Source organism: Streptomyces sp. CA-135486 (genome assembly GCF_050936555.1).
In the GTDB taxonomy this organism is placed as follows: Bacteria; Actinomycetota; Actinomycetes; order Streptomycetales; family Streptomycetaceae; genus Streptomyces.
This window is the reverse complement of sequence record NZ_JBNJMM010000002.1, coordinates 3,405,784-3,430,932: the sequence shown is the minus strand read 5'-3', so window position 1 is coordinate 3,430,932 and position 25,149 is coordinate 3,405,784. Positions and strand designations below refer to the sequence as shown.

Here is a 25,149-nt window from a genome sequence, read left to right as displayed (position 1 = left end):
CTCCTTGTGGGCTAGCGGGTCGCCGGGCGTAGGCCGCCAGGGCGTGGGAGCCGGTGTACGACGGCGAGTGCGGGGGTGGGTGTGCCCACTGCCCGTGCTCGTCGGTTGTGGGGGTCTGGTGTCAGTGGCTGTGCGGCGCGTATGGCTTCTCGGTGGATTGCCGGATGCTCCGCCCGGGCCGCCTCGGCGGCCTGTTCGAACCTTCCGATCGCGGCGTCGTCCTGCCGGTCGCGTGCGCAGCGCTGTCCGGCTCTCAGGAGGGCACGGGCGAGTTCCTCGGCCGGCACCACTGGTCCGGCCTGTAGCAAGTGGGTTGCGGTGAGGGCGGGATGACGGCCCGGCAGTGTGTCCAGGGTGGTGGCGAGGTTCGCGTGCAGCAGTTGCCGGGCGGCGGGGGTGAGGGTGGCGAGGACCGCGTCGCGCAGCATGCCGTGGAATCTGTAGCGTCCGGCGGGCCCGTCCGGTTGGGCGTCCTGCCAGAGGAGGATCCGCGCCTGGCAGGCGTTGTCGATGAGCGCGAGCAGTTCTTCGCGGGAGAGGTGCTGAAGGTGGGCGAGGACTTCGATGTCCAGGACTTCACCGTTCACGGCCGCGTGCACGAGCATGGTGCGTACCTGGTCGGGCAGGGCTTCGAGACGGGTGAGCACCACGCTCTGGACGGCGGCGGGGATCTGTGCGGTGGGGCCCATGCGCTGGGCGGGGGGCAGTTCGAGCAGTTCGAGCAGCAGGAACGGGTTGCCGTCGCTGCGGCGGTGCAGTGCGGTCGCCTCGACGATCGAGTCGGCCTCCCCGGCAGCGGTCAGCAGCTGGGCCACGTCTTGGACGTCCAGCGGTGCCAGGTGCAGGCGGGCCGCGCGCTGCCGTGCCAGTTCGGCCAGGAGCCGGCCGGTCTCCGGTTCGTCCGGGGCGCTTACGGCACACAGCACGGCGAGCTTCTCCTGGCGTAACAGGATGGCGAGTCGGTGCAGCAGGCGAAGGCAGGCGGGACAGGTTCCGTCGAGGTCGTCCACCATGCACAACACCGGCCGGGCAGCGAATTGCCGTACCAGTTCGGCGAGGAGGGTGTCTTCGGACCGGTCTTGCGGACCTGGCTCGGCGGGGCACTCCCCCGAGTCCTGCGGGAGGGGTGTTTGGCTGCGGAGCTCGGTGAGCAGTCGTGCGGCGGGGCCGAGGCCGGCGCATTTGCGGCTGTTGTCGACCGCGGGGCAGCAGCGCAACCGGGCCACGGCGAAGCCTTGTTCTGCCGCACGTGCCGCGGTCTCCTCGAGCAGCCGGGTCTTCCCCGAACCGGCCTCGCCGGACAGCACGGCCCAGCACACCCGCCCGCCGGCTGCCGCAGTCAGCAGAGCACCCAGCCGGGCCAACTCCCACGACCTCCCGACGAGGGGCAGTTGGCTGTCCTTCCCCTCGGCGCATCCGGCGCCCGCCGTCCCCTGGGGGCGGGCCGTGGGGAGCTCGGCGGAATCGTGGCGCAGGATGGCAAGGTGCAGGTCGCGCAGCGCGGGCCCGGGATCGACGCCGAGGTCTTCGGCGAGTGCGATGCGGAATCGCTCGTACTGCTGCAGTGCCTCAGCCGAACGCCCGGTGGCATACAGCGCCCTCATCAGCAGCGCCCAGGATGCCTCGCGCAGCGGTGCGGAAACGATCAGACCCTCGGCGAGACCCACCGCGGCCTGAGCCTCACCTCCTTCCAGGAGGAGGGTCACCCGGAGTTCTTCGGCCAGTTGACGGCCGGCCTGGAGTCTGGCGATGTCCGGTGCGGCAAACGCAAGGTCGGCGGCGTCACACAGCGCCGGACCCCGCCACAGCTTCAATGCGCGATCGATCTCCTGACGTGCGTTCGCCGTACGCCCCGAATTCAGCATTTCCCTGGCCCGGTTGAGCGATGCTTCGAAAACAACGCTGTCCAGCGAGTCGGATGGTACTTCCAGGGCGTACCCGGCCGGTCTGCGTACGAGCAGGGTCGCCGGCTCATTACGGGCACGGCCTGGCTCAAGTACCGTACGCAGCCTGCTGATATGTGCGTGCACCGACGAAACGGCCCCCGAAGGGCGGCGGTCAGCCGGCCACAGATCCCGGCACAGCTGCTCGACGGATACGGGCCGGCCGGCCTCGATGAGCAGCCGGGCCAGCAGCACCCGGCGCTTCGGGGGCCCCAGGTCCAGGGCTTTGGCTCCCTGCCACGCCTCGAGGGGGCCGAGGAGTCCGAATCGAAGTCCATGGTCCAGCATGTCCGCTTCCCCCCATTCGCCGAATGCAGTTGAATCCCGGTGAACGGTGCGTGGCGTCAGGCACCCTGTCCCCCTATCCGCTGGTCGAGCGGCGCCGTCAGGAAACGGATACGCCGCGCACGGAAACGGAATCAATGCGCGCATTGAGAGCCGCTGAGGCCGCCACGGCCTGCTCTGCATCCGCTGTTGCTTCGCCTGTCAGGGGCCCATTGGATCGATCCCTCTGTATTCATGTCAAGCAATCCATTTAATGTTCTCCGCCGCACCATTTCGCTTCGGGCAGGAAAGTCAATTGACTCCGCGCGAAACAGGCAGTGCAGGGCGGCGAAAAGTCCAAAGTAGGCGCGGTAAGCGACGTATTTCCGGGGGTGAACGGGCGGCAAGCGGGCACGGGACCGGGCGATACGGGTCCGCGATCGCAGCCTCAATTTCCCGCCGGGCGGGCGGCGTTCAGCCCGTTCCACCGGAGTCATGAAGTACGGGCGCGGTGGCATTTCGGGCCCGGTCCTCAGCCGGCCTCGAACGCCTCCTCTGTCTGAAACGCGGGCTCACCGCTGTCCGCGCGGGACGGCCACATCGGTCAGCAGTGCGACGCCCGGTGCGAGGTCCGACCAGGTGCCCTGCCAGGTCAGTACGGCGACGGCGGAGGTCGGGAACTTGCTCCGTACGCGCTGCAGTGTGTCGCCGAGCGCCTCCGCGGCGAGCAGCAGGATCAGGTCCTCAAGCCCGGGGTTGTGTCCGATCAGCAGCAACGTCTCTATGTGGTCAGGCACTTCACGTACGGCATCGAGCAGTTCCTCGGCGTCCGCGGCGTAGACGCGCGGTTCGTACCGGACCGGTGGAGTACTGCCCAGTTCCGTGGCGGCCAATTCCCAGGTCTGGCGGGTACGAAGGGCGGTGGAGCACAGGACGAGATCGGGCTCGCAGTCGGCCGCTGCCAGCCAGCGGCCGGCGGCGGGGGCGTCGCGCAGACCGCGCTCCGCGAGAGGACGGGCATGGTCGGCAACACCCTCGGGCCGGGCCGCCTTGGCGTGCCGCAGTACGACAAGCCGCCGCAGCGGGCTCATGCCGGCGCTCCGGCGGGGTGCGGGCGGCCGATCGCGCGGGCGAGTTCCAGGCCGAGGACGCGGTCCAGGTGGGCGAAGGTCTCGAACTTCGCTCCGGCCGGCACGTCCGCGGCCGTCTCCAGATCCCGTAGCAGCGCGAGTACGTCGGGGGTGCCCAGCCTGTCCTCCAGTGCGCTGCGGGCCGGGCTCAGGAGGTCGGCGGGCATCGGCTTCGAGGGCTGCTCGGCCCAGTCGGCCACGGCACGCCGCCATCGCGCCAGCGTGCGGCGGGCCTCGTCGAGGGCTTCGGGGCGCAGCGCGGCCGGCTCGTGGTGAGCGTGGGAGAGCAGCAGCAGGCGGACGGCGAGCAGGTCCTGTTCCTCAAGTCCCGCCAGGGATACCGAGGTACGCGCCTCTGCGACCTGGACAAAGGCACCGCCTCCGCCCTCGTACGCGCGGTGGGTGAGGTGTACGCCGGGTGGGCCGCCGAGCACGTCGGCGATCTGGTCCGCGGTCCCGTGGGCGTCGGCCGGCCGGATACCGACAGCGGTGGCGAAGGGGACCCTCGGGCCGGTCCACCCCATCAGGACCTGTCTGCCGCGCAGCTCGACGACGCGCGCCAGCACGTCGGCGACCAGCAATACGCGCAGGCCGGTGAGGCCGCCGGGCTCGCCAGGCGATGGCACGTGGGCGCAGATCCGCAGCGGCCCACGGCCTGCCAGTTCGTCAACGATGCGCAGCACACCGTCGAGCCTAGGCGCCCCGACCCCGACTCCGCATCGGGAGCGGCACCGGAACAGGCACCGGCCCCGGGCCGGGCAGCGTGTTCCTTCGGTCATGGAGCCGGATCCCCGGCGTCCTTTACGGATGCAAATCTACCCCTCGCCTGCGGCATTTGTTTCCGCAGCGCGTTCACCCTGTGAGCCGACCGGAGTATGGTGAGCGCCTAAGTCCAGTTTTCAAACTCACTCCGATAAGGGCGGCGGCATGGGCATGACGGCTGAGGGCACTACGGTCAGCGTCGGTCGTTCGTGGTGGTCGTGGGCGGGCGTCCACGGCGGGTATCTGGCGGCGCAGGGCCTGGTCGAAATGCGCGCCCTGCTCGGCGAGGCGCCCGTGGCGCGGACGCTCACCACACACTTCCTGGCGCCGGTCGACGACAGTCCCCTCCGGGTCCGGGCCACGGTCGAGCGTGCCGGGCGCGGAACCTCGTTCTCGTCGTTCAGCGCCGAGCAGGGTGGCGCCGTAGTGCTGCGGGGCTCAGCGGTGTTCGGCACGCCGCACCCCGGCCCCGGTTACGACGGCAGCGAGGCCCCCGGCGTGCCCGGAGCCGAGGACTGCGAGGCGCTGGAGCTGCCGGAGCGGCTGGCCGCGTTCGCGAGGCATCTCGAGATACGTCCGGCGACGCCGGCCCGGCCTCTGGGCGGCGGCGACCGCGCCGAGCTGACGGCCTGGATACGTTTCACCGACGGGCGCAGCCTGGACGCCGGAGCGGTCGTCATCCTGGCGGACGCCCTGCCTCCCGCGCTCTTCGCGCGCTGGACCGCGCCGCGGCCCGTTCCCTCGGCCGAACTGACCGTCCACTACGGCGATGCCCTGGACCGTGGGCCCGTGGACGGCTGGGCGCTGGTCCGTATCCGTACCGATCACGCGGGAAGCGGCTGGGCGGTCGACGACAGCACGGTGTGGGCGGCGGACGGCCGACTGCTCGGCTCGGGTCGTCAGGCCCGGCGCATCCTGGCCCCGCCGACATGATCACCGCACGCCGCCCACCCCCTTAGGGCCTGTCGACCGTGGCGGCCGGTCATCGCCACTACCCTCGGGGCAGACCGCGATGATCTTCGACGTTCAGCGCGGCCTCTGCTTTCGCGAGCGCCTCCGCGTGGCCGAACAGGCCGGGCATACCGCCCGAGTGCAGGAAGACCGTGCGCTGCCCGGGGACGACGTCGCCTTCCTGGACCGCTGCGATCAGGCCGGCCATCGCCCGGCCGGTGTAGACCGGGTCGAGCACGATGCCCTCGGTGCGGGCGGTCTGGAGCAGAGCGGCCATGACCGGCTCGGTCAACGCGCCGTAGCCGTCGCCGACCTGGTCGAGCCGGATTCTCAACGTCTCCGGCGCGCAGGGCGTGCCGGACAGGCCGGAGGTCAGCTCGGACACGGTCCGGGCGGGATCGGTGACGGCGCCGCAGTGGACACCGAGCACTCGCTCCGCTCCCAGCTGATCAACGAGGCCGGCCATGGTCCCCCCGGAGCCGACCGCGACGACGACGATCGCCAAGTCGGGTGCCTGGGCGAGGAGTTCACGCGCGCACTCGACATAGCCGCGCGCGCCGACCGCGCTGGAACCGCCGAAGGGGATCACGGCCGGGACAGCGCCCCGCAGCCCCAGTTGCGCGGCCACCTGCTCGGCGGTGAAGTGGAGAGCCTCTTTGTCGTCACCATCGGCCCATACGACGGTGGCGCCGAAGAGCCCGTCGAGTGCGAGGTTGCCCGAGGTCGACGATCCGGGTGCGCCGGCGAGTACGAGGACCACGTCGAGCCCCAGCCGGGCGCCGGCGGCCGCGGTCAGCCGCGCGTGGTTGCTCTGCGGCGCTCCGATCGTCACCAGAACGGTGGCGCCGTCGGCCAGCGCGGCACCGCAGAGCCACTCAAGCTTGCGTACCTTGTTTCCGCCGCCGCCGAGGCCGGTGAGGTCATCACGTTTGACCCACAGGTCGTCCGCGCCGAGCCCCAGCGCACGGGCCAGCCGTGGCATGGGTTCGAGCGGGGTCGGCCAGGTGCCGAGCGGTGCTCGCTGCGGGCTGCTGCTGTCGTCCGGGGTCATCGTCACCACTCTTGTCCGCCAGGCCGTCGTCGGGGTTCGCGGGCCATCTTGCCCGCGCGGCAGCCGGCCGGTGTGCCATGACACTGCCCCTGCCAACTGTTCATGCCGGTGCGACGCGCGCGAGCGAGCGGCTTCCCCAACGCGCCGCTGGGACCACGCGCCCGTGGGCCCGCGAGGCCGTAGCGTCAGGAGTCGGCGAGGCCGTGCCGTCGACGACCAGCGCCTGACGTGATCAAGGCCGTAACAACGGGTGGACAACAGTCGCTCTCCACGATTCGCGAAAGGAAACAGCACGATGCCATTCATCACCGTCGGCTCCGAGAACACCGCGAGCATCGAGCTCTACTACGAGGACCACGGAACCGGGCAGCCGGTCGTCCTCATCCACGGCTACCCGCTCGACGGGCACTCGTGGGAGAAGCAGAGCGCCGCCCTGCTCGACGCCGGCTACCGGGTCATCACCTACGACCGCCGGGGCTTCGGCCGCTCCAGCCAGCCCACCATTGGATACGACTACGACACCTTCGCAGCGGACCTCAAGGTCGTCCTCGACACGCTCGACCTCACGGACGTCGTCCTCGTCGGCTTCTCGATGGGCACCGGCGAAGTAGGCCGCTACCTCGGCACCTACGGTTCGCAGCGAGTCGCGAAGGCGGCGTTCCTCGCCTCCCTTGAACCCTTCCTGCTCAAGACGGACGACAACCCGACCGGTGTACCGCAGGAGGTGTTCGACGGCATCCTCGCCGCGGTCAAGGCCGACCGCTACGCCTACTTCACGGACTTCTACAAGAGCTTCTACAACACCGACGACACCCTCGGAAGCCGCTTGTCCGAAGAGGCCCTGCGCAACAGCTGGAACGTGGCGGCGGGAGCGTCGTGGTTCGCCTCCAGCGCCGCCGTGCCGACCTGGATCACGGACTTCCGCGGCGACATCCCGAAGATCGACGTACCGGCGCTCATCCTGCACGGCACGGCAGACAACATTCTGCCCATCGACGCGACAGGCCGCCCGTTCCACAAGGTCCTTCCCCAAGCGACCTACGTCGAAATCGAAGGCGCACCGCACGGTCTGCTGTGGACGCACGGCGAGGAGGTCAACCAGGCCCTGCTCACGTTCCTCGCCAAGTGAGCATCGCCGCGCCCGCCCAACCCCTCCGCCCGAGCGAGTGCCCCAACTTGCTGGACGAGCTCCTTTCCGCGGACGAGTATGAGTCCCTGTCTCAGTAAGCTCACCCAGATGGCCGCGCCGCCCATGCGCTCATGCGGCGGCGCGGACCACCGCGAGCGCGGATGCGATACGCCCCCCGGGGGATGTGCCCGTCCTGTCCTCGCAGTTGGACCTTGCCCGCCCTCAGGAGGAGACCCGTCAGCCGTGACCGGACACAACGAAACCCTCGGCTCCCACGGCGAGCGCATGATGCAGAAGCAGTTCGGCACCTCCGACCGCGCGGCCGACTTCTACGACCGGCAGATGCATGACTTCCTCACACCCTCCATGCGGGAGTTCATAGCCCGCCAGACCATGGTGTTCCTGGCCACGGCCGACGCTCACGGCGCCTGCGACTCCACCTTTCGCGCCGGCCCGCCCGGATTCGTCACCGTGCTGGACGACCGCACGCTGACCTACCCCGAGTACCGCGGCAACGGCGTACTGGCCAGTGTCGGAAACATCACCGAGAATCCCCGTCTCGGCCTGCTCTTCATGGACTTCACCCGAGACCACATCGGCCTGCACATCAACGGGTCCGCCCAGCTGCGCACCGATGACGAGCAGCGCGCCGGGTATCCCCACCTGCCGAGCGACGCGGCACCCGGGCGGCAGCCGCAGCTGTGGATACACGTGTCGGTCGACGAGGCGTACGTCCACTGCTCCAAGCACATCCCGCACCTGGAACCCGCCCCGCGGCCGCGCGCTTCGGACGTGCATCGCCCCAAGGACGCCGCGTACTTCACCGAACGAGAGCCGGCTTGCCCCGGAGCGTTCCCCAGCAGTATTGCGTGACGCGTGGGCGCACGCCGGGCGGCGTCCACCCGCTACTGCGGACGGGGTGGCAGACCTGGCGGCACGACCCAGGTCGCGGGGGAACGTTTTCTCTCCTCGGCTGCCAGGGTGGCGCGGGTGTCGGCTTCCCTCAGCTGCGCACACCATGTGCAGCTGTCCTCGCCATGCATACGAGAGGACAGCCAGTACGCGCCCGTGAGCCGCGCATCGGGGACCGGGATCGGGTCGTTGTCGTAGACCTCCATGTCACGCCCAACGACGCATCATGGCCAACGGAACTGCGATCCGCGGTCATGTAATTGAACCGTCACTCAGCAACAATCAGCTCAACCTGTCATCACATCTGACGACGACGGAGTGAATTGATACGGCTCAGGCGCCTTGAGATCCGCGCCATGGGGTGCGGCCGGCTCGTGATCGGTGAGCACTTCGTGGATCACATGTCGGGCGATGGCCGCCATCACCGGGTTCGTCTCCCGGTAGTACGAGAGTTCAATGAGCGCGATCGACAGTGCCCAGCCGCGACCCCGGGCCCAGGTCGCGTCGTCACTCCCCAGCGCGGCGCGGAAGACGCTCCTCGCGTCGTCAGTCAGCAGGCTCCATGCCACGATCGCGTCGACCGCCGGATCACCCACGCCCAGGCACCCGAAGTCGATGACGGCGCTGAGCCTTCCACGAACGGTCAGCAGATTCCCGGGCTGCAGGTCTCCATGGACCCAGACCGCGGGGCCGGTCCACCGAGGAGCCCGCAGGGCTGCCTCCCACGCAGCCGTCGCCGTGTCGGTGTCGATGACGGTGTGCAGCTTCCCGATCGCGTCGCGCGTCGGAGCGTCTCGCGTCGCCAGAGGCACACCGCGGTTGGCGGACGGCCCGCCAGTGGGATCGATCAGGCGCAACGCGGTCACGAACTCCGCCAGATCCCTTGCCAGCACACCTTGTTCGGCGACCCGGCCTACGGCCGGGGTCTCGCCGTCGAGCCAGCGGTACACGGACCAGGGCCACGGATAGTCCCCCGTCGGCCTTCCCATCCCCAGCGGGACGGGAATGGCCACCGGAAGCGGCGCGGCAAACCGCGGCAGCCACCGCTGCTCCGTCTCCACATCGCTCACGGCCCACTCGACACGGGGAAGCCGCACCACCATGTCCTCGCCGAGCCGGTACATGGCGTTGGACGTCCCGTGGGAGTCGACCAGCTCGACGGGTAGGTCTGCCCACTGCGGAAACCGCGCTGCAAGCAACCGGCGTACGAGGGACACATCGATGTCGAGCTCGTTCGCATGCATCTTGCCGGCGGGCATGGGCACCTTCCGAAGCGGAGTAAGGGCGCAGCGCGAAACGGGCGACGCGGGCGACGCGACTGCGCGGAGGGACAGGCCGACGGCGCTTTCCGGACCGCGGACCGAGCGCGAGCCAACCGCTTGGGGACAGCGCCCGTCAACTCATTTGCCGTCCGCGTCACTCGAGCCGCTGTCGCCGCTCGCCCTGCCGATCACGCCGATCGAGGCATGGAAAACGCGGGACGGGACATCCCTGCCGCTTGAGCGAGCAGGTCCATCGAGGTGCGGCGGTAGCCGAAGCGCCCGTCACCGCCTTCTTCGGATGAGGATGACCAGCAGCGCGACGAGAGCGGCCACGACGAGAGCTCCCGCCGCGCGCTTGGCGACCGGGAGGCCCGCCGTGCGCAAGAGGTCGATCGGCTCCGCCTCCTGTGTTCCGGTGCTCGCGACGGCCTCGGGCTCCGTCTCGGCGGGCGCTGCCGCAGCCGGTTCCGTGTCGGCCAGTTGCCGGGAGAGGCAGTCCGCGAAGCGGCCGATGAGCTTGTCGCCCACTTCGGCCATGACCCCGCGGCCGAACTGGGCCGGCCGGCCAGTGATTGTCAGATCGGTGAGGACGATGACGGCCGTGGCACCGTCGCGATCGGCCAGCGTTGCGGTCACGGTGGCGCTTGCCGTGCCTTGGCCGCGGACTTCCTTGCCCTGGGCGGCAAGGACGATGCGGTGTGCCGACTCGTCCTTCTCCCGGAACATCGCGGTGCCGCGGTACGTCACCGTGATCGGGCCGACCCTCACCTTCACGGCTCCCTCGACCGTCTCGCCGTCGAAGCCCTCGACGTTGGCGCCCGGCATGCACGGGGCGACCCGCTCGATGTCCAGAAGCACCGACCACGCCTCGTCGACCGGGACCGGGACGGTGAAGGAGTGGTGCAGCTCCATGGTCTCCTCCTTACACCGGCTTCAGATGCGGATGGTGGATCGCTCCCGCGGTCTCTGCCAGCGGGCTGCCGCTGCCGCCCCAGCGCAGGGCGACGATTTCCGCGGCGATCGAGACGGCCACCTCCGCGGGCGTACGGGCACCGAGGTCGAGACCGATGGGCGAGCGCAGGCGCGCCAGTTCCGTCTCGCCGATTCCTCTCTCCCGCAGCCGCGCCAGGCGGTCCTCGTGTGTGCGACGGCTGCCCATCACGCCGATGTACACGGCCGGGGAGTCCAGCGCCACCTCGAGCAGCGGAACGTCGAACTTCGGATCGTGGGTGAGCACACACATCACCGTCCGCTCATCCACGTCCGTTTCGTGCAGATACCGGTGCGGCCAGTCGACCACCACCTCCACCCCGTCCGGGAACCGGCGGGAGTCGGCGAAGACCGGGCGCGCGTCGCACACCGTCACCCGGTAGCCGAGGAACGCGCCGATCCCGGCCACCGCGGCAGCGAAGTCGATCGCGCCGAAGACCAGCATCCGCGGCGGCGGGGCGAAGGACTGCAGGAACACGGTGACGTCGTCCTCGCGCCGCTCGCCCTGCGGCCCGTAGTGACGCCGTCCAGTCGCCCCTTGCGCCAGTTCCCCGCGCGCGTCGGCCGTGACCGCCGCGTCGAGGCCGCTCGATCCCAGAGAGCCGGACACCGTGTCCGGCCACACGGCGAGCGTGGCGCCCCGCGAGGCAGGACCGTCGATCACCGTCGCCACCACCACCGGCCGGTGCTCGGCGACCGACTCGGCCACCTCGGCGAAGGAGGCGTCGGCCTCGGGCGTCACGGAACGTACGAGGACAGTGATCTCACCGCCGCAGGTGAGCCCGACGGCGAACGCGTCCTCGTCGCTGAAGCCGAAAGTCTGCAGCTGCGCCTGACCGGTCTCCGCGACCTCCTTGGCCAGTTCGAAGACCGCCCCCTCCACACAGCCGCCGGAGACGCTGCCGACGACTTCGTCGTCCGGACCCACCGCCATCGCCGCCCCGGGGCCGCGCGGCGCGCTGCGGCTGACCGCGACAACGGTGGCCAGCCCGAACGGCGTTCCGGATGCGTACCAGCCGCTCAGCACAGGGAGGATCTCACGCATTGAACGCACCGCCTCTCACCACTTCTGCCAGGCGCTCCAGGGCACCCAGGCTGTGCCCCTCGACAAACGCGTCCACGCTGGGCAGCGCCGCCGCCATACCGGCCGCAAGCGGCTCGTAACCCGGGCGCGCCTTGCGCGGGTTGGCCCACACCACCCGGTGCGCCAGCCGGTGCAGGCGCCGCATCTGAGCCGCGAGCAGCGCCGGGTCGCCACGCTCCCACCCGTCGGAGAGCAGCACGACCACCGCTCCGCGCGCGACGCCACGCTGCCCCCACCGGTCGAGGAAGGCGCGGAGCATCTCGCCGAGCCGGGTGCCTCCGCTCCAGTCGGGAACCGCCGACGCGACAGCGGCCAGCGCCATGTCCGGATCGCGGTGGGCCATTTCCCGGGTCACCCGGGTAAGGCGGGTGCCGATGGTGAACACCTCGGTCGGGGCAGGAGACTTCGGCCCGTGTGTGGCGGCGTGCGCAAAGCGCAGCAGGGCGTCCGAGTACGGAGCCATCGAGCCGCTCACGTCCAGCAGCAGTACGACACGGCGCGGCTTGGCGCCGGGGGCACGGTAGCGCAACCGGGCCGGCTCCCCGCCACGGTGCAGCAGCTCACGTACGGTGCGCCTGGCATCGACGCCGCCGCGCCGGGCCGCCCGCAGACGCGGAGTGCGGCGCGGCTCCCCGCTCAACGAGAACGCCGCGAGCAGGCACCGCAGTTGAGCCCGCTCGGCGGCGGACAACTCGGCCATGTCGCGGTGGCGCAGGACCTCCGCGGAGCTCGCCAGAGCGGCTGCCCGCTGCACCGTGCCGCCATCTCCTTCCGTTCCACCGGCCAGGGCGGCGTCGGCGGCCCGCAGGCGGAACTGTGGCACGGGGACCGGGATCCGACGCACCTGGTCGCCGGGGTGCGGTCGCTGCGCGAAGTACGCGGCGAAGACGCGGTCGTACCGTTCCAGGTCGTCCTGGCTGCCGCAGAGGGTGAGCCTGCCCGCCCAGTAGACGTCGGAGCGCAGCTCGGAACCGAGGCTGGAAAGCGCACCCAGGAAGGTCTGCATGCGGTCCGGCCCGGTGGCGACTCCGGCCGCGCGCAGTGCCCGGACGAATCCGACCAGGACCGCGATCGCGTCCACCGCTGGTGCTGCGGGCATGGTGGTCACGTTCCCCTCGCCGCGAGGACCGCGGACAGATCCAGGGACCGGGCCCGTTCCGCGTCCTCGCGGTATTTCAGTACCGAGCCGAGCGTGGCGAGGGCCAGCTCCGCATCAAGTTCTGTCGCGCCGAGTGCGTCGAGGGCCTGGGCCCAGTCGATGGTCTCGGCCACTCCGGGCGGCTTGAGCAGATCCTGGTTGCGCAGTGTCTGTACGACGGCGGTCACCTGAGCGGCGAGCCGTTCGGTCACCTGGGGCTGCCGTCTGCGGACGATGGCGAGTTCGCGTTCGAAGCCGGGGTGGTCGAACCAGTGGTACAGGCAGCGCCGTTTCAGCGCATCGTGGACCTCCCGGGTGCGATTCGAGGTGAGTACCACCGTGGGCGGCGACGAGGTTCCAAGGGTGCCCAGCTCGGGGACGGTGACGCTGTACTCGGAGAGCAGTTCCAGCAAGAAGGCCTCGAACTCGTCGTCGGCCCGGTCGACTTCATCGACAAGGAGCACGCAGGGCTGCGTCTCCAGGGCCTGCAGCAGCGGACGCGCAATGAGGAAGCGCCTGCTGTACAACTCGCTCTCCAGCGAGTCGGCATCGGTGACGCCGGCGGCTTCGGCGGCCCGCAGATGCAGCAGCTGGCGCGGAAAGTCCCAGTCGTACAGGGCCTGGGAGGCGTCGATGCCCTCGTAGCACTGAAGACGGATCAGGGGTGCGTCGAGGACCTGCGCAAGGGCGGAGGCCAGCGCGGTCTTGCCCGTGCCCGCGTCGCCCTCGCAGAAGATCGGCCGGTGCAGTTTCAGGGCCAGGAAGCATGCGATGGCGAGACCGTCGTCGACGAGATAGCCGGTCTTCTCCAGTCGAGCTCGCAGCTCGTCCGGCCCTTGTGTCACACCCTCACTCCATCCCGGCCGCAGCCAGCACCGCTCGCCGGGTGAGCACGCGCGCGAGGTGTTCGCGGTACTCGGGCGAGGCCGACAGGTCGGACGCCGGGTGGGTGCCCTCCGCTGCCGACCCGGCAGCCCGCGCCACCGCTGCCGGGTCGGCGTCCGCCCCGGCGAGCGCCTCTTCGGTGGCGGTCGCGCGCAGGGGCGTTGCACCCATGTTGGTGAGGGCGACCCGGGATTCGACGAGGTGGCCGTCGTCGCGCCGCACCATCGCTGCCACGCCCACGATCGCCCAGGCCTGTGCGACCTGATGGAACTTCTCGTAGTGGAAACCCCAGTTGTCGCTCAGCGGAATCCGGACCTCGACCAGCACTTCGTCCGGCAGCAGCGCTGTTTGCAGGTAGTCGGTGAAGAATTCGCGTGCCGGGATGGTGCGCCGGCCCTCGGGCCCCTGCGCGGTCATCTCACCGTCCAGGGCGAGCAGCACCGCGGGCAGGTCCCCCGCCGGATCGGCGTGGGAGAGCGAGCCGCCGAGCGTGCCGCGATGGCGTACGGAGGGGTCGGCGACCGTCGCGGTCGCCGCGGCCAGCAGCCCGGCGTGGCGGCGCACCAGCGGATCGTTGATGACGTCGTGGTGTGTCGTCATGGACCCGATGACGAGCGCGTCGCCGTCGTCGCGGACGCCGCGCAGCTCCGGGATCCGGCCCACGTCCACCAGCAGTTCGGGGAAGGCGAGCCGCAGCCGCAGAAGGGGGATCAGGCTCTGCCCGCCGGCCAGGACCTTGGCGTCCTCGCCGCCGTCCGCCAGGGCGCGTACCGCTTCGTCGACCGTCTGCGGCCGTGCGTAGTCGAATGCAGCGGGAATCATGACGACTCCTTCCCGGCCCTGGCCTGTTGGACGGCCTGCCAGATCCGCTGCGGCGTGCAGGGCATGTCCACATCGGTCACACCGAGCGGCCGCAGCGCGTCCAGGACCGCGTTGACGACGGCCGGTGTGGACGCGATGGTGCCGGTCTCGCCGGCGCCCTTGACGCCCAGAGGGTTGGACGTCGCCGGGGTTTCCGTGCGGTCGGTGACGAAGTCGGGCAGGTCCACCGCGGAGGGCACCAGGTAGTCCGCCATGGTGCCGGTGACCAGATTGCCCTCGGTGTCGTACACCGCTTCCTCATAGAGCGCCTGGGCGACGCCCTGTGCCACACCGCCGTGTATCTGCCCCTCGACGATCATGGGGTTGATGGTCTTTCCGACGTCGTCGACGCACACGTAGCTGCGGATCCGGGCACGGCCGGTCTCGGTGTCGACCTCGATCGCACACAGGTGGGTGCCGTGCGGGAAGGAGAAGGTGTCCGGGTCGACCAGGTGCTCGGCGTTGATCGTCGGTTCCATTCCGTCGGGCAGGTCGTGGGAGGAGAACGTCGCGAAGGCCACTTCCTGGATGGTTTTCGTTGCCTCCGGCGATCCCTTCACCGAGAAGGTCCCGTCGGAGAACTCCAGGTCGGCCTCGCTCGCTTCCAGCAGATGCGCGGCGACCTTGCGCGCCTTGGCCACCACCTTCTGCGCGGCGTGGTGGACGGCGAGTCCACCCACCACCAGGGAGCGGGAGCCGTAGGTGTCCATGCCCTGGGGCACCGCCTTGGTGTCGCCGTGCACCACCTCGATGTCGTCGAAGGGCACGCCGAGCACGTCGGCCGCGATCTGGCTCCAGCAGGTGGCGTGCCCCTGCCCGTGCGGGCTGGTGCCGGTGGCGATCTCGACCTTGCCGGTGGGCAGCATATGGATGCTGGCCGCCTCCCAGCCTCCGGCGACGTAGCGCAGATCGCGCAGGATCCGGCTCGGCGCCAGGCCGCACATCTCGGTGTAGGTGGAGATGCCGATGCCCAGCCGCACCGGGTCGCCTCGTTCGTTTCGCGCGCGCTGCTCGGCCCGAAGGTCGTCGTAGCCGAAGAGGGCGAGCGCCCGGTCGGTGGCCGCTTCGTAGTTGCCGCTGTCGTAGGTGAGCCCCGCGATGGTGGTGTACGGGAACTCGTCGTGGCCGATCCAGTTGCGGCGGCGCAGCTCCATCGGGTCGAGGCCGAGCTCCGCGGCCAGTTCGTCCATGGTGCGCTCGATCGCGAACGTCGCCTCCGGACGGCCCGCGCCGCGATAGGCGTCCGTGGGCGTCTTGGTGGTGAAGACGCCGGTGCACGTGAAGTCGTACGCGTTCATTTTGTAGATCCCGCAGTACATGAACGCGCCGAGAAGCGGGGTGCCTGGTGTGATCAGCATCAGGTAGGCGCCCATGTCGGCGAGCAGGTCGACCCGCAGGCCAAGCACCTTGCCGTCCCGGGTCGCGGCGATCTCAATGTCCTGGATCTGGCCGCGGCCGTGGTGGGTGGCCTGGTAGCCCTCCGACCGGGATTCGGTCCACTTGACCGGCCGGCCGAGCCGCCTGGCCACGGCGAGGGCAACGGCTTCCTCGCCGTATACCTGGAGCTTGGAGCCGAAGCCGCCGCCGACGTCCGGGGCGATCACCCGCAGCTTGTGTTCGGGAATCCCGGTGACCATCGAGAGCGTCACCCGGGCCACGTGAGGGACCTGGGTCGATGAGTACAGGGTGTATTCGTTGGACGCTGTGGGCGGAGTGGCGACGACGGCCCTCGGCTCCATCGCGTTCGGGATGAGGCGCTGCTGGGTGTAACGGCGGCGGACCACCAGGTCGGCCCGGGCCTTCTCCGCTTCGTAGTCGCCCGTGGCGAGCGGCCAGGTGTAGCAGCGGTTCGTGCCCTTGTCGGAGTGGACCAGCGGGGAGCCGTCGGCCAGTGCGGCCTCCAGGTCGAGTACGGGAGGCAGTGGCGTGTAGTCGACTTCTACGGCTTCCAGCGCATCGGCCGCCGCGTAGCTGTCGCGCGCGATGACGATGGCCACGGGGTCGCCGGCGTACCGGACCTCGTCGACGGCGATCGGTGGGTGGTCGGGCATGACGATGTCTTCGGTCACCGGCCACACACAGGGCATGGAGCCGAGCTCGTCGGCCAGGTCGCGTCCGCTGAAAGCGGCGATCACGCCAGGGCGCCGGAGCGCTGGCGAGACGTCGACGCGGTCGATGGTGGCGTGTGCCATGGGGCTGCGCAGGATGGCCATGTGCAGCAGGCCCGGGACGGCGATGTTGTCGGTCCAGGTGGTCCGGCCTGTGAGGAATCGGGCGTCTTCCTTGCGGATGCGGGAGCGACCGACTTCGGCGGTTGCTTCGGGGGCAGAAAGCTGATCGGTCATACCGGCGCCTCCCGCCCGGCCGGGGCCTTGGGCGTGGCTGTTTCTGTCGCGGCATGGGGCGCGGGCGCGCGGCGGCGCCGCTCTTCGGCGGCCGCGGCGAGGACAGCGCGGACGATGTTCTGGTAGCCGGTGCACCGGCAGAGATTGCCCTCGAGACCGTGGCGGATCTCGTCCGGCGTCGGGTCGGGGTTCTCCTTGAGCAGGTCCCGCGCGGCCATGATCATGCCGGGGGTGCAGTAGCCGCACTGCAAGGCGTGCTGCTGATGGAACGCCGTCTGCAGCGGATCCCATTCTGCGTCGGTGGCGAGCCCTTGGATGGTCGTCACCTCGCAGCCGTCGGCCTGCACGGCGAGCACCGTGCAGCTCTTGACGCTGTCACCATCGAGGTCGATCGTGCAGGCCCCGCAATTGGTGGTGTCACATCCGACGGGTGTTCCGGTGAGGCCCAGACGGTCGCGCAGGTAGTGCACCAGGAGAAGACGGGGCTCCACCTCGTCCTCGTACGTCGTGCCGTCAACCGCCAACGAGATACGGGTCATGTGCCCTCCCAGAGACACGGGCAGGAGGTATCTGTCATTCCGCCCCGATATACGCAACTTTAGGCCGGGGCATGGGGCCACGCGAGCCCTCCGACGCCGCCCGATGCGCACGGGAGCAGCGCCGCATTACGCCCTGGGCTGAGCCCCTTCCCTCCACGCCCGTGCGGCGTAATCTGGATTACGTGATTACAAAGGAGCAGGAACAGGCGCTGCGCGGCTGGTTCGCCGGGCGGCTGCCGGAGGGACTCTTCGTCGAACTCCTCGACGTCACCGTGGACCGTGAGGAGATCACCGTCATCGGCCGGATCCCGGAGCCCGAACTCGGTGCGGAAGCATCCGAGGTGGAACGCGACGCGTCCCTGGACGGGCGCATCTCGGAGTTCCGCGAGCGAACTCGGGATGAGCGCATCGCGGTCGCGCGCGAGGCCGAGAAGCGCTTCGGGCGCAAGGTCTCGTGGGGTGTGGAGTGCGGGGGCAGGCGAGCCATGTACACCACGGTCGCGGCACCCGTGATGACCCGACTGCGCCAGCCCGAACGCCAGGCACTCGACACCTTGATCGCGGGCGGCGTCGCCCGAAGCCGCAGCGAGGCGCTGGCCTGGTGCGTGCGTCTGGTGCAGCGCAACGCGGACGAGTGGCTGGGCGACCTGCGCGACTCCCTCGAGCACGTTCAGCAGGTACGGGCGCAAGGCCCCGACGCCGCATGACCTCGCCCCCGGCCCGGCCGGAGGCGCGCGTACGGAACTTCGCCGGCGCCCACGCCTCACTCATGTCACGGTGATGAGGACCTTGCCCCGGATGTGCTTCTGGGCGAAGTCGAGGACTGCCTGCGCGGCGTCCTCGAACGCGTAACGGCCACCGATCTCGACCCGCAGCCGCCCGTCCGCCGCCCGGGCCCCCAGGTCCTCGAGATCGCCCGGCTCTGCCTGGAACGAGCCGATCCGGGCGCCCCGGCCACCGCTCCGGTGCGAGGAGCGCCGCCGTGGGCTCCTCCCGTCCGCCCGATGACCCGAAGACGCGGCGACCGCCACGCCTTCGGGTCGTCGCCGATGTCGGCGTCAGCCGTTGATCTCGATCAGCAGGTCGCCTGCCTCGACCTGCTGGATCCTGCCGATCGCCAGCCGCTGAACGGTGCCGGCACGCTGGGCGGTGATGGAGGCCTCCATCTTCATGGCCTCGATGGTCGCCACCGTCTGCCCGACCGACACCGATGCGCCCTCCTCAACCTGCAGCGTGACCACCCCGGCGAACGGCGCAGCGACATGGCGGTCGTTGCCCCGCTCGGCCTTCTCCGCCGCTTTGACCTCCGTGGCGATGGACTTGTCCCGCACCGCCACCGGCCGCAGCTGCCCGTTGAGCGTGGCCACCACCGTGCGGAAGCCCCGTTCGTCGGCCTCGGAGATGGCTTCCAGTTCAATCAGCAGCGTGACGCCGGGCTCAAGGGTGACCGTGTGCTCGGTCTCCGGTTCCAAGCCGTAGAAGAAGTCCTGCGTACGCAGTACGGAGGTGTCGCCGTACGCCTCACGGTGGGTGTCGAACTCCTTGGTCGGGCCCGGGAACAGCAGCCGGTTCAGCGTCGCCCGGGGCGCGTCCTGCAGACTGCGCCGGTCCTCGGCCGACAGCGTGGGGGCCTTCGCCTCCGGCGGGCGGCCCTGCAACGCGCGCGTGCGGAACGGCTCGGGCCATCCCCCGGGCGGGTCGCCCAACTCGCCGCGCAGGAAGCCGATCACCGAGTCCGGCACGTCGAACTTGCCGGGGTCGGACTCGAAGTCCGCGGCCTCGACCCCGGCTCCGACCAGATGCAGCGCGAGGTCGCCCACCACCTTCGACGACGGAGTCACCTTCACCAGCCGGCCCAGCATCCGGTCCGCCGCCGCGTAGCAGTCCTCGATCAGCTCGAAGCGGTCGCCGAGGCCGAGCGCGATGGCTTGCTGGCGCAGGTTCGACAGCTGCCCGCCGGGGATCTCGTGGTGGTACACCCGCCCCGTGGGCGAGGCAAGACCGGACTCGAACGGCGCGTAGACCTTCCGCGTCGCCTCCCAGTACGGCTCCAGATCCCCGACGGCCTGCAGCGACAACCCGGTCGCCCGGTCCGTATGGTCCGTCGCCGCCACCAGTGCCGACAGGGACGGCTGGCTGGTGGTGCCCGCCATCGAGGCGACCGCGGCGTCGACGGCGTCGACCCCCGCGTCGATCGCGGCGATCAGCGTCGCGAGCTGTCCGCCCGCCGTGTCGTGGGTGTGCAGATGCACCGGGAGGTCGAACCGCTCGCGCAGCGCCGTCACCAGCGTCCGGGCGGCGGGCGGGCGCAGCAGCCCGGCCATGTCCTTGATCGCGAGTACGTGCGCGCCCGCTTCAACGATCTGCTCGGCCAGGCGCAGGTAGTAGTCCAGCGTGTAGAGCGTCTCGCCGGGGTCCGACAGATCCGCGGTGTAGCAGAGCGCGACCTCGGCCAGGGCCGTGCCCGTGGCACGCACCGCGTCGATCGCCGGGCGCATCTGTGAGACGTCGTTGAGCGCGTCGAAGATCCGGAAGATGTCCATCCCGGTCGCTGCGGCCTCGGCGACGAACGCTTCCGTCACTTCCGTCGGATAGGGCGTGTAGCCAACCGTGTTGCGCCCGCGCAGCAGCATCTGTGTGCAGACATTGGGTACCGCCTCCCGGATGGCCGCGAGTCGCTCCCAGGGGTCCTCGGCCAGGAATCGCAGCGCCACGTCGTAGGTCGCGCCGCCCCAGCACTCCAGGCTGAGCAGCTGCGGCGCCGTACGTGCGACATGCGGAGCCACGGCCAGCAGATCGCGGGTCCGCACCCGGGTCGCGAGCAGGGACTGGTGCGCGTCACGGAACGTCGTGTCCGTAACGGCGACGGCCGACTGACGGCGCAGTGCGGCGGCGAACGCTTCCGGTCCGAGTTCCGCGAGGCGCTGCCGGGAGCCGTCGGGCGGCGGCGCGCCCAGTGACGTGGGAGGAAGCTTGTCGATGGGGTCGATGACGTCCGGGCGGGGACCGTGGGGCCGGTTGACCGTGGTCTCGGCGAGGTAGCTCAGCATGCGGCTGCCGCGGTCGGCCGACGGACGGGCCCGCATCAACTCCGGATGCTCGTCGATGAAGCTGGTCGTGATGCGGCCCGCCCGGAATTCCGGGTGGTCCAGTACGGCGCCGAGGAAGGGCAGGTTGGTGGCGACCCCACGGATGCGGAACTCGGCGATCGCCCGGCGCGCGCGGCGGGCGGCGTTGGCGAAGTCGTGGCCGTGGCAGGTGAGCTTGACCAGCATCGAGTCGAAGTGCGCCGACACCTCGGCGCCGGTGTGCACGGTGCCACCGTCGAGCCGGACGCCGGGCCCGCCCGGTGAGCGGTAGGCGGAGATGACGCCGGTATCGGGCCGGAAGCCGTTGGCGGGGTCCTCGGTGGTGATGCGGCACTGGAGTGCGGTGCCGTTCAGCACGATGTCGTCCTGGGTCAGGCGCAGTTCGCGCAGAGTCATACCCGCGGCGATGCGCAGTTGCCCGATCACCAGGTCCCGGCCGGTGACCTGCTCGGTCACCGTGTGCTCCACCTGGATGCGCGGGTTCATCTCGATGAAGACGTGGTTGCCGCGCTCGTCGACGAGAAACTCCACGGTGCCCGCGTTCACGTACCCGATGTGACGGGCGAATGCGACGGCGTCGGCACAGATCCGCTCGCGCAGGCGGGGGTCCAGATGCGGTGCGGGCGCGATCTCGACGACCTTCTGGTGACGCCGCTGCACCGAGCAGTCCCGCTCGTACAGGTGCACGACATTGCCCTGCGCGTCGGCCAGGATCTGCACCTCGATGTGGCGCGGATTCACCACGGCCTGCTCGAGGAAGACCGTCGCATCGCCGAACGCGGACTTCGCCTCGCGCATGGCCGCGTCGATCGACTCCCGCAGCTCCCCGGGTTCGGCCACCCGGCGCATGCCCCGTCCGCCGCCACCTGCGACGGCCTTGACGAACAGCGGGAAACCGATGCCGTCGGCGGCCGCGAGCAGCACGTCCACGTCCGTGGACGGCTCCGACGACTCGAGCACCGGGACGCCGGCCTCCCGCGCCGCCGCGACGGCACGGGACTTGTTGCCCGTCAGGTGCAGTACGGACGCGGGCGGTCCGACAAAGGTGATCCCTGCCTCCGCGCAGGCTGCGGCCAGGTCCGGGTTCTCCGACAGAAAGCCGTAGCCGGGGTAGATCGCGTCGGCGCCGGCCTTGCGCGCTGCCTTGATCACCTCATCGACCGAGAGGTACGCCCGTACGGGATGGCCGCGTTCACCGATTTGGTACGCCTCGTCCGCCTTGGCCCGGTGCAGTGAGTTGCGGTCCTCGTAAGGGAACACCGCCACCGTGGAGATGCCGAGCTCGAACGCCGCGCGGAACGCGCGGATGGCGATCTCACCTCGGTTGGCGACCAATACCTTGCGGAACATCAAACTCCCCTGTCGTGTCGCACCGGGCGCCGCCATGGCATCCGGCGTCCTCGTGGACGGTGTCGATGAGTTTGCTGGTCTGTACACCAGATCGGCCGACGTCGACGATGACGATCGGCCGTGCTGCCGGACTCCATACTTCGGAGGCCGGAGCGTTCGTCACCGTACCCGACGGCCTCTGACCAGATCGCGGGTAGTCGTCCGTGGCGTTGAACACGCTGCGGGCACCGCGGGCACCTGCTACGACCCGTTCACGCCCGTGCCGTCATCACTCGGCGAGAGACCCTGACGGCGGGATCGCCGGACGGGCCGGTCAGGTCTCCTCGAAGTAGGTGTCGAGGACCGCGTCGAGCTCTGCCGTCCAGTCCTTGAGGAGGCTCCTGGCCGGGGCCTCGACCTCGGCGTCGAACCAGCGGCGGGTCGAGAGGTGGACCGTGACGGCGAACCGGCGCCCGAATCGCGGCGATTTGACCTCGACTGCCCCGATCTCGTCCCACCGGAACTCGGCCTCCTGGTCGTCCAGCCGGAACCGGACACCGTCGCGGTCCACGGTGATCGACCCACGCCGGTCGCTGACCTCGAAGACGGGACCGCCTGCCTCCTCCGCCTCCGTGGCGGCGGCTTTCTCACCGACGGCAGCCGTATCTTCGGCGCCGCCCTCCGCCTGGGAGTCGTGCGGCTCGGCGTCTTGCGGGGCGGCCTCGTCGGGCTTTCCCTCCCGGGTCTGCTCCGGGTCTGCCTCCTCCGTCCCGGCAGGGCGCGGGAGACTGAGGCCGGGAATGTACGCCGGGTCCGTCCCAACGGTGCCCTCGAGCTGAATATCTGGATCTATGCGCTGGTCCACGGCGGGCAGTATGGACGACGAAGCTGTGCGAGACCAGTGGACCCCCCGGCGGCCTCACTCCCCGGCCGGGCATCCGTTCAGGGCCGGGACGCGAGAACCTCCCGCTCGAAAGCCGTGAACGCCGCCTCCTGGTGCCATTCCACGCTCGCCTTCGGGCTGGCGGCGAGCAATGCCGAACAGCCGGGGCCCGGTTCGCGCTCCCCCGGTCGCCCGGCGCGGCACTCGCGCACCCGGCGGTAGCGGCCGGGTGCGTCCCACAGGCTGCGGCCCGGCAGGAAGGCGTACTCGAGTGAGGCGCGGGCCAGGTCCTTCAGGTCGCGGTAGGAGAGGTCGTACGTCCGGGCCGCGCGCTCGTATTCGTCGCTGATGGTGATCCGGGAGACCCCCGCGTCATCCGTGGCTAGCACGACGGGGACGCCACGCTGCCGGTAGAGCGGGAAGGGATGTTCGGGGCCCGACACGCCGAGGATCTGGTCGTTGCTGCTGAGTGGGACCTCGACCGCGACATGGCGCGCGGCCATGGTCTTCAGGAGTTCGTCCCTCCCGTCCTCGTGCCGGATGTCGACGCCGTGCCCGATGCGCTCGGCCCCTGCTACGTTCACCGCCTCCAGGATGTGAAAGGCCAGGTCCTCGGGCTTGACCAGGCCGGGGGCCAGTTCGCCGGCGTGCAGGGTGATGTGCGCCCGGGGGTGCACGCCGTGCAGATGGTCGAGCATCCGCATGTGCAGGCGGTAGTCCCGCAGGGATTCCGTCCCGTCCTCGGGCTGGACCAGGTTCACCGCGGCGAACCGCGGGTCGCGTTCGGCCAGTTCCATGGCCAGCACCATCTGGGTGAACACCCGCTCCGGAGTTGAGTTCCGCGACACCTGCGAGATGAACAGAAACGGCACCGCGCAGCCCGGGTCCGGATGTGCGCTGTCGCAGTGGGCGACGGCGCGGAACTCCGCGAGTCCCCGGTCCGCTTCGGCCTGGGCCTGCCGCACGACCCGGTCCATCGCGCCGTCGGCGAGCAGCTTGCGGTGCAGCCGGGGCAGATTCGCGTCGTAGCCGACCCGGTCGGCGAGTGTCCTGGCACCCTGGCTGGTCGGCGTGATCATCAGCTCTTGGTAGAACTGGTTCTGCCCGGCCACCGTGTTCGAGACCTCGGCCATCAGTTTCCCGGGATGTCGCCAGGTCGCCTCGCCGAACTTGCCGAACGTGGCGAAGAAGTGATCGTGCCCGGACTCGGCGCCGGGTGTGAAGTCCTGCATCGACCAGGCACGCAGCACCTGTTGCCGGAAGCGGGCGTCGGTGTTCAACCCGGCGGCGGGCCGGCTGCTCGCCGGACAGGGCGGCGGGAGAGCCCGCTGGGTGTCGTTCTCGATGCAGAGACCGTCCGCGACGGCCAGGTGCATCAGCAGTTCGGTCGACGCGGCGCCGGAGAGATGGCTGTGCAGGTCGCCGCCCTTGGGCAGTCGGCGGAAGAACGAGGCGAGTTCCTCCGGCTGGTCATGGATGCTCTCCAGGTAGGCCGTTACGCGGCGCTCGGCGGCCGGAGCCGGGACCGCACCGGTGTCGGCACCGGCGGCGGCGACCGGCGTTACGGCGAGCATCGTCAGCGCGAGGGCAAGCGGCACCGACCGACGACTCCGCGCAAGGCCGTGACTCTTGTTGATCATGTGGCCATAGTGGCCAGCACCGTCCCGAAGCACCCCGGTGACGGGCCACGATCACCTGAAAGAGCCGACACGTCCGGTGCCCTCACTCCTCGCGGCGGGCCGCACCCGCCACGGTGATGTTCACGAAGCGCGGCACACGGTGTCCGCCGGTGCGTAATTCCTCGGCGACGGTGGTGCGGATGTCACTCACCCGGTCCTGCGGGAGCAGCACCAGGGCGCTGCGCTCCGGCCGCAGCCCGGGCCACCAAGCGGCCGTCGCGCCCCCGCGCCGGGCGCTCGCCACGACGCGCTGTATCTCGCCCGGGCCCGGGCTTTCGCCGCGGGTCACCAGCAGCATCAGCCGGGCCCCGTACTCGGCCGGGTCGAAGCGAACGCGGCGCCTGCCGTGCTCGCCGAGCAGCAGTGCCCGGCCTGGGCGGGTGAACAGCACTGCCTCGCGCAGGGCCTCGTCGCCGCCGGGCACGGCGGCCCGCGCGAGGGCGGCGAGCCTGCCGCGCGGCGGGCGCGGTCGGCTGCGTCCGGCGTGCAGGTCGGCGACCGCGAGCGCCACCACGCACTCCAGCGGTTCGGCGCTCGACAGCCCGGTCGCGGCGGTCAGCGTGGAGTGGATGTGCAGGTCGATGCCGCCGCGGCCGTATCCGTGGCGGGCCATGGTCCGCAGCAGGGCGTAGGTACGGGCTGCCCAGTCGGGGTGGGGCGACGGCGGGCCGCCGAGCGGTAGTTCGCAGCTGTGTGCGGGGTGGCCGAGCGAACTCAGCCGTACGACGCCGTCTTCGCGCGGTGCCGCGGCGGCGGCCACGGGCCAGCCGGCCGCGGCGACGAGATGCGGCGAGCCGAGGTGGAAGGCGTGCGGGGCGCTCCACACCGTGGCCGGAGGCCGGTCGTGTGCCGATTCGAGGGCGTAGGCGACCAGCCGGAAGAGCGGGTCGGCCGTGTGGCGGCGGGCGATGTCCAGCATGCCC

At 70.4% G+C, this 25,149-nt stretch carries 21 protein-coding genes; 4 read left to right on the top strand and 17 right to left on the bottom strand.

Annotated elements, in window-relative coordinates; all coding sequences use genetic code 11:
- Positions 1-11 precede the first annotated feature (11 nt).
- From ACQEVG_RS35185 to ACQEVG_RS35175, 3 genes are all read right to left on the bottom strand, one after another.
- The gene (locus tag ACQEVG_RS35185) at positions 12-2,231 is read right to left on the bottom strand and encodes a BTAD domain-containing putative transcriptional regulator (RefSeq protein ID WP_432991510.1); all 2,220 of its coding nucleotides are present in this window, start codon (positions 2,229-2,231) and stop codon (positions 12-14) included.
- Positions 2,232-2,779: 548 nt separating this feature from the next.
- Positions 2,780-3,298, bottom strand: coding sequence for a SixA phosphatase family protein (locus ACQEVG_RS35180; RefSeq protein ID WP_432991508.1), 519 nt, complete (start codon positions 3,296-3,298; stop codon positions 2,780-2,782).
- On the bottom strand, positions 3,295-4,020 hold the full coding sequence (locus ACQEVG_RS35175; protein WP_432991506.1) for a hypothetical protein: 726 nt from the start codon (positions 4,018-4,020) through the stop codon (positions 3,295-3,297). Before ACQEVG_RS35175 ends, ACQEVG_RS35180 begins: the two co-directional genes overlap by 4 nt.
- Before the next feature lie 244 nt (positions 4,021-4,264).
- Here ACQEVG_RS35175 and ACQEVG_RS35170 point away from each other — a divergent pair, with 244 nt between their 5' ends.
- Complete coding sequence (locus ACQEVG_RS35170; protein ID WP_432991504.1) at positions 4,265-5,032, top strand: acyl-CoA thioesterase; 768 nt, start codon at positions 4,265-4,267, stop codon at positions 5,030-5,032.
- A gap of 58 nt (positions 5,033-5,090) precedes the next feature.
- On the opposite strand, the gene ACQEVG_RS35165 is transcribed toward ACQEVG_RS35170, so the two are convergent.
- A complete protein-coding gene (locus tag ACQEVG_RS35165) occupies positions 5,091-6,101 on the bottom strand; it encodes a D-cysteine desulfhydrase family protein (RefSeq protein ID WP_432991502.1) in 1,011 nt (336 codons plus the stop codon).
- A 295-nt stretch (positions 6,102-6,396) separates the two neighbouring features.
- Between ACQEVG_RS35165 and ACQEVG_RS35160 the strand changes: the two genes are divergently transcribed.
- A complete protein-coding gene (locus ACQEVG_RS35160; RefSeq protein ID WP_432991500.1) occupies positions 6,397-7,230 on the top strand; it encodes an alpha/beta fold hydrolase in 834 nt (277 codons plus the stop codon).
- Between the two features lie 243 nt (positions 7,231-7,473).
- On the top strand, positions 7,474-8,103 hold the full coding sequence (locus ACQEVG_RS35155; protein WP_432991498.1) for a pyridoxamine 5'-phosphate oxidase family protein: 630 nt from the start codon (positions 7,474-7,476) through the stop codon (positions 8,101-8,103).
- Positions 8,104-8,429: 326 nt separating this feature from the next.
- Here the strand turns inward: ACQEVG_RS35155 and ACQEVG_RS35150 are convergent, their stop codons facing one another.
- The 8 genes from ACQEVG_RS35150 to ACQEVG_RS35115 form a co-directional block, all read right to left on the bottom strand.
- Complete coding sequence (locus ACQEVG_RS35150) at positions 8,430-9,401, bottom strand: aminoglycoside phosphotransferase family protein (RefSeq protein ID WP_432991496.1); 972 nt, start codon at positions 9,399-9,401, stop codon at positions 8,430-8,432.
- 285 nt (positions 9,402-9,686) lie between these two features.
- Positions 9,687-10,316 (bottom strand): SRPBCC family protein, encoded by a 630-nt coding sequence (locus tag ACQEVG_RS35145; RefSeq protein WP_432991494.1) that lies wholly within the window; start codon positions 10,314-10,316, stop codon positions 9,687-9,689.
- Positions 10,317-10,326: 10 nt separating this feature from the next.
- Positions 10,327-11,439, bottom strand: a complete 1,113-nt coding sequence (locus ACQEVG_RS35140; RefSeq protein ID WP_432991492.1) for an XdhC family protein — start codon at positions 11,437-11,439, stop codon at positions 10,327-10,329.
- Positions 11,432-12,577, bottom strand: coding sequence for a vWA domain-containing protein (locus ACQEVG_RS35135; protein ID WP_432991490.1), 1,146 nt, complete (start codon positions 12,575-12,577; stop codon positions 11,432-11,434). The genes ACQEVG_RS35140 and ACQEVG_RS35135 overlap by 8 nt, the downstream gene beginning before the upstream one ends.
- 5 nt (positions 12,578-12,582) lie before the next feature.
- A complete protein-coding gene (locus ACQEVG_RS35130; RefSeq protein WP_432991488.1) occupies positions 12,583-13,461 on the bottom strand; it encodes an AAA family ATPase in 879 nt (292 codons plus the stop codon).
- Between the two features lie 4 nt (positions 13,462-13,465).
- Entirely contained in the window at positions 13,466-14,323 is an 858-nt protein-coding gene (locus ACQEVG_RS35125; protein WP_432991486.1) for an FAD binding domain-containing protein, read from the bottom strand.
- Entirely contained in the window at positions 14,320-16,707 is a 2,388-nt protein-coding gene (locus ACQEVG_RS35120) for a xanthine dehydrogenase family protein molybdopterin-binding subunit (protein ID WP_432991484.1), read from the bottom strand. The genes ACQEVG_RS35125 and ACQEVG_RS35120 overlap by 4 nt, the downstream gene beginning before the upstream one ends.
- Complete coding sequence (locus ACQEVG_RS35115) at positions 16,704-17,246, bottom strand: (2Fe-2S)-binding protein (RefSeq protein ID WP_432991482.1); 543 nt, start codon at positions 17,244-17,246, stop codon at positions 16,704-16,706. Before ACQEVG_RS35115 ends, ACQEVG_RS35120 begins: the two co-directional genes overlap by 4 nt.
- 182 nt (positions 17,247-17,428) lie before the next feature.
- Here ACQEVG_RS35115 and ACQEVG_RS35110 point away from each other — a divergent pair, with 182 nt between their 5' ends.
- Positions 17,429-17,953, top strand: coding sequence for a hypothetical protein (locus ACQEVG_RS35110; RefSeq protein ID WP_432991480.1), 525 nt, complete (start codon positions 17,429-17,431; stop codon positions 17,951-17,953).
- Between the two features lie 60 nt (positions 17,954-18,013).
- Here ACQEVG_RS35110 and ACQEVG_RS35105 read toward each other — a convergent pair whose 3' ends face one another.
- From ACQEVG_RS35105 to ACQEVG_RS35085, 5 genes are all read right to left on the bottom strand, one after another.
- Complete coding sequence (locus ACQEVG_RS35105) at positions 18,014-18,277, bottom strand: zinc-binding dehydrogenase (protein ID WP_432991478.1); 264 nt, start codon at positions 18,275-18,277, stop codon at positions 18,014-18,016.
- A gap of 27 nt (positions 18,278-18,304) precedes the next feature.
- Complete coding sequence (locus tag ACQEVG_RS35100; protein ID WP_432991476.1) at positions 18,305-21,685, bottom strand: pyruvate carboxylase; 3,381 nt, start codon at positions 21,683-21,685, stop codon at positions 18,305-18,307.
- 313 nt (positions 21,686-21,998) lie between these two features.
- A complete protein-coding gene (locus ACQEVG_RS35095; RefSeq protein WP_432991474.1) occupies positions 21,999-22,529 on the bottom strand; it encodes a hypothetical protein in 531 nt (176 codons plus the stop codon).
- A 77-nt stretch (positions 22,530-22,606) separates the two neighbouring features.
- On the bottom strand, positions 22,607-24,187 hold the full coding sequence (locus ACQEVG_RS35090) for an adenosine deaminase family protein (protein ID WP_432991472.1): 1,581 nt from the start codon (positions 24,185-24,187) through the stop codon (positions 22,607-22,609).
- 82 nt (positions 24,188-24,269) lie between these two features.
- On the bottom strand, positions 24,270-25,145 hold the full coding sequence (locus ACQEVG_RS35085) for a galactokinase (RefSeq protein ID WP_432991470.1): 876 nt from the start codon (positions 25,143-25,145) through the stop codon (positions 24,270-24,272).
- Between the last annotated feature and the right edge of the window lie 4 nt (positions 25,146-25,149).

What these genes read in the sequence shown, in the direction of transcription:
- ACQEVG_RS35160 (WP_432991500.1), top strand. Translation starts at nt 6,397, where the DNA reads ATGCCATTCATCACCGTCGGCTCCGAGAACACCGCGAGCATCGAGCTC.
- ACQEVG_RS35085 (WP_432991470.1), bottom strand. Translation starts at nt 25,145, where the DNA reads ATGCTGGACATCGCCCGCCGCCACACGGCCGACCCGCTCTTCCGGCTG.
- ACQEVG_RS35165 (WP_432991502.1), bottom strand. Translation starts at nt 6,101, where the DNA reads ATGACCCCGGACGACAGCAGCAGCCCGCAGCGAGCACCGCTCGGCACC.
- ACQEVG_RS35145 (WP_432991494.1), bottom strand. Translation starts at nt 10,316, where the DNA reads ATGGAGCTGCACCACTCCTTCACCGTCCCGGTCCCGGTCGACGAGGCG.
- ACQEVG_RS35100 (WP_432991476.1), bottom strand. Translation starts at nt 21,685, where the DNA reads ATGTTCCGCAAGGTATTGGTCGCCAACCGAGGTGAGATCGCCATCCGC.
- ACQEVG_RS35125 (WP_432991486.1), bottom strand. Translation starts at nt 14,323, where the DNA reads ATGATTCCCGCTGCATTCGACTACGCACGGCCGCAGACGGTCGACGAA.
- ACQEVG_RS35120 (WP_432991484.1), bottom strand. Translation starts at nt 16,707, where the DNA reads ATGACCGATCAGCTTTCTGCCCCCGAAGCAACCGCCGAAGTCGGTCGC.
- ACQEVG_RS35115 (WP_432991482.1), bottom strand. Translation starts at nt 17,246, where the DNA reads ATGACCCGTATCTCGTTGGCGGTTGACGGCACGACGTACGAGGACGAG.
- ACQEVG_RS35140 (WP_432991492.1), bottom strand. Translation starts at nt 11,439, where the DNA reads ATGCGTGAGATCCTCCCTGTGCTGAGCGGCTGGTACGCATCCGGAACG.
- ACQEVG_RS35090 (WP_432991472.1), bottom strand. Translation starts at nt 24,187, where the DNA reads ATGATCAACAAGAGTCACGGCCTTGCGCGGAGTCGTCGGTCGGTGCCG.
- ACQEVG_RS35170 (WP_432991504.1), top strand. Translation starts at nt 4,265, where the DNA reads ATGGGCATGACGGCTGAGGGCACTACGGTCAGCGTCGGTCGTTCGTGG.
- ACQEVG_RS35180 (WP_432991508.1), bottom strand. Translation starts at nt 3,298, where the DNA reads ATGAGCCCGCTGCGGCGGCTTGTCGTACTGCGGCACGCCAAGGCGGCC.
- ACQEVG_RS35135 (WP_432991490.1), bottom strand. Translation starts at nt 12,577, where the DNA reads ATGCCCGCAGCACCAGCGGTGGACGCGATCGCGGTCCTGGTCGGATTC.
- ACQEVG_RS35185 (WP_432991510.1), bottom strand. Translation starts at nt 2,231, where the DNA reads ATGCTGGACCATGGACTTCGATTCGGACTCCTCGGCCCCCTCGAGGCG.
- ACQEVG_RS35150 (WP_432991496.1), bottom strand. Translation starts at nt 9,401, where the DNA reads ATGCCCGCCGGCAAGATGCATGCGAACGAGCTCGACATCGATGTGTCC.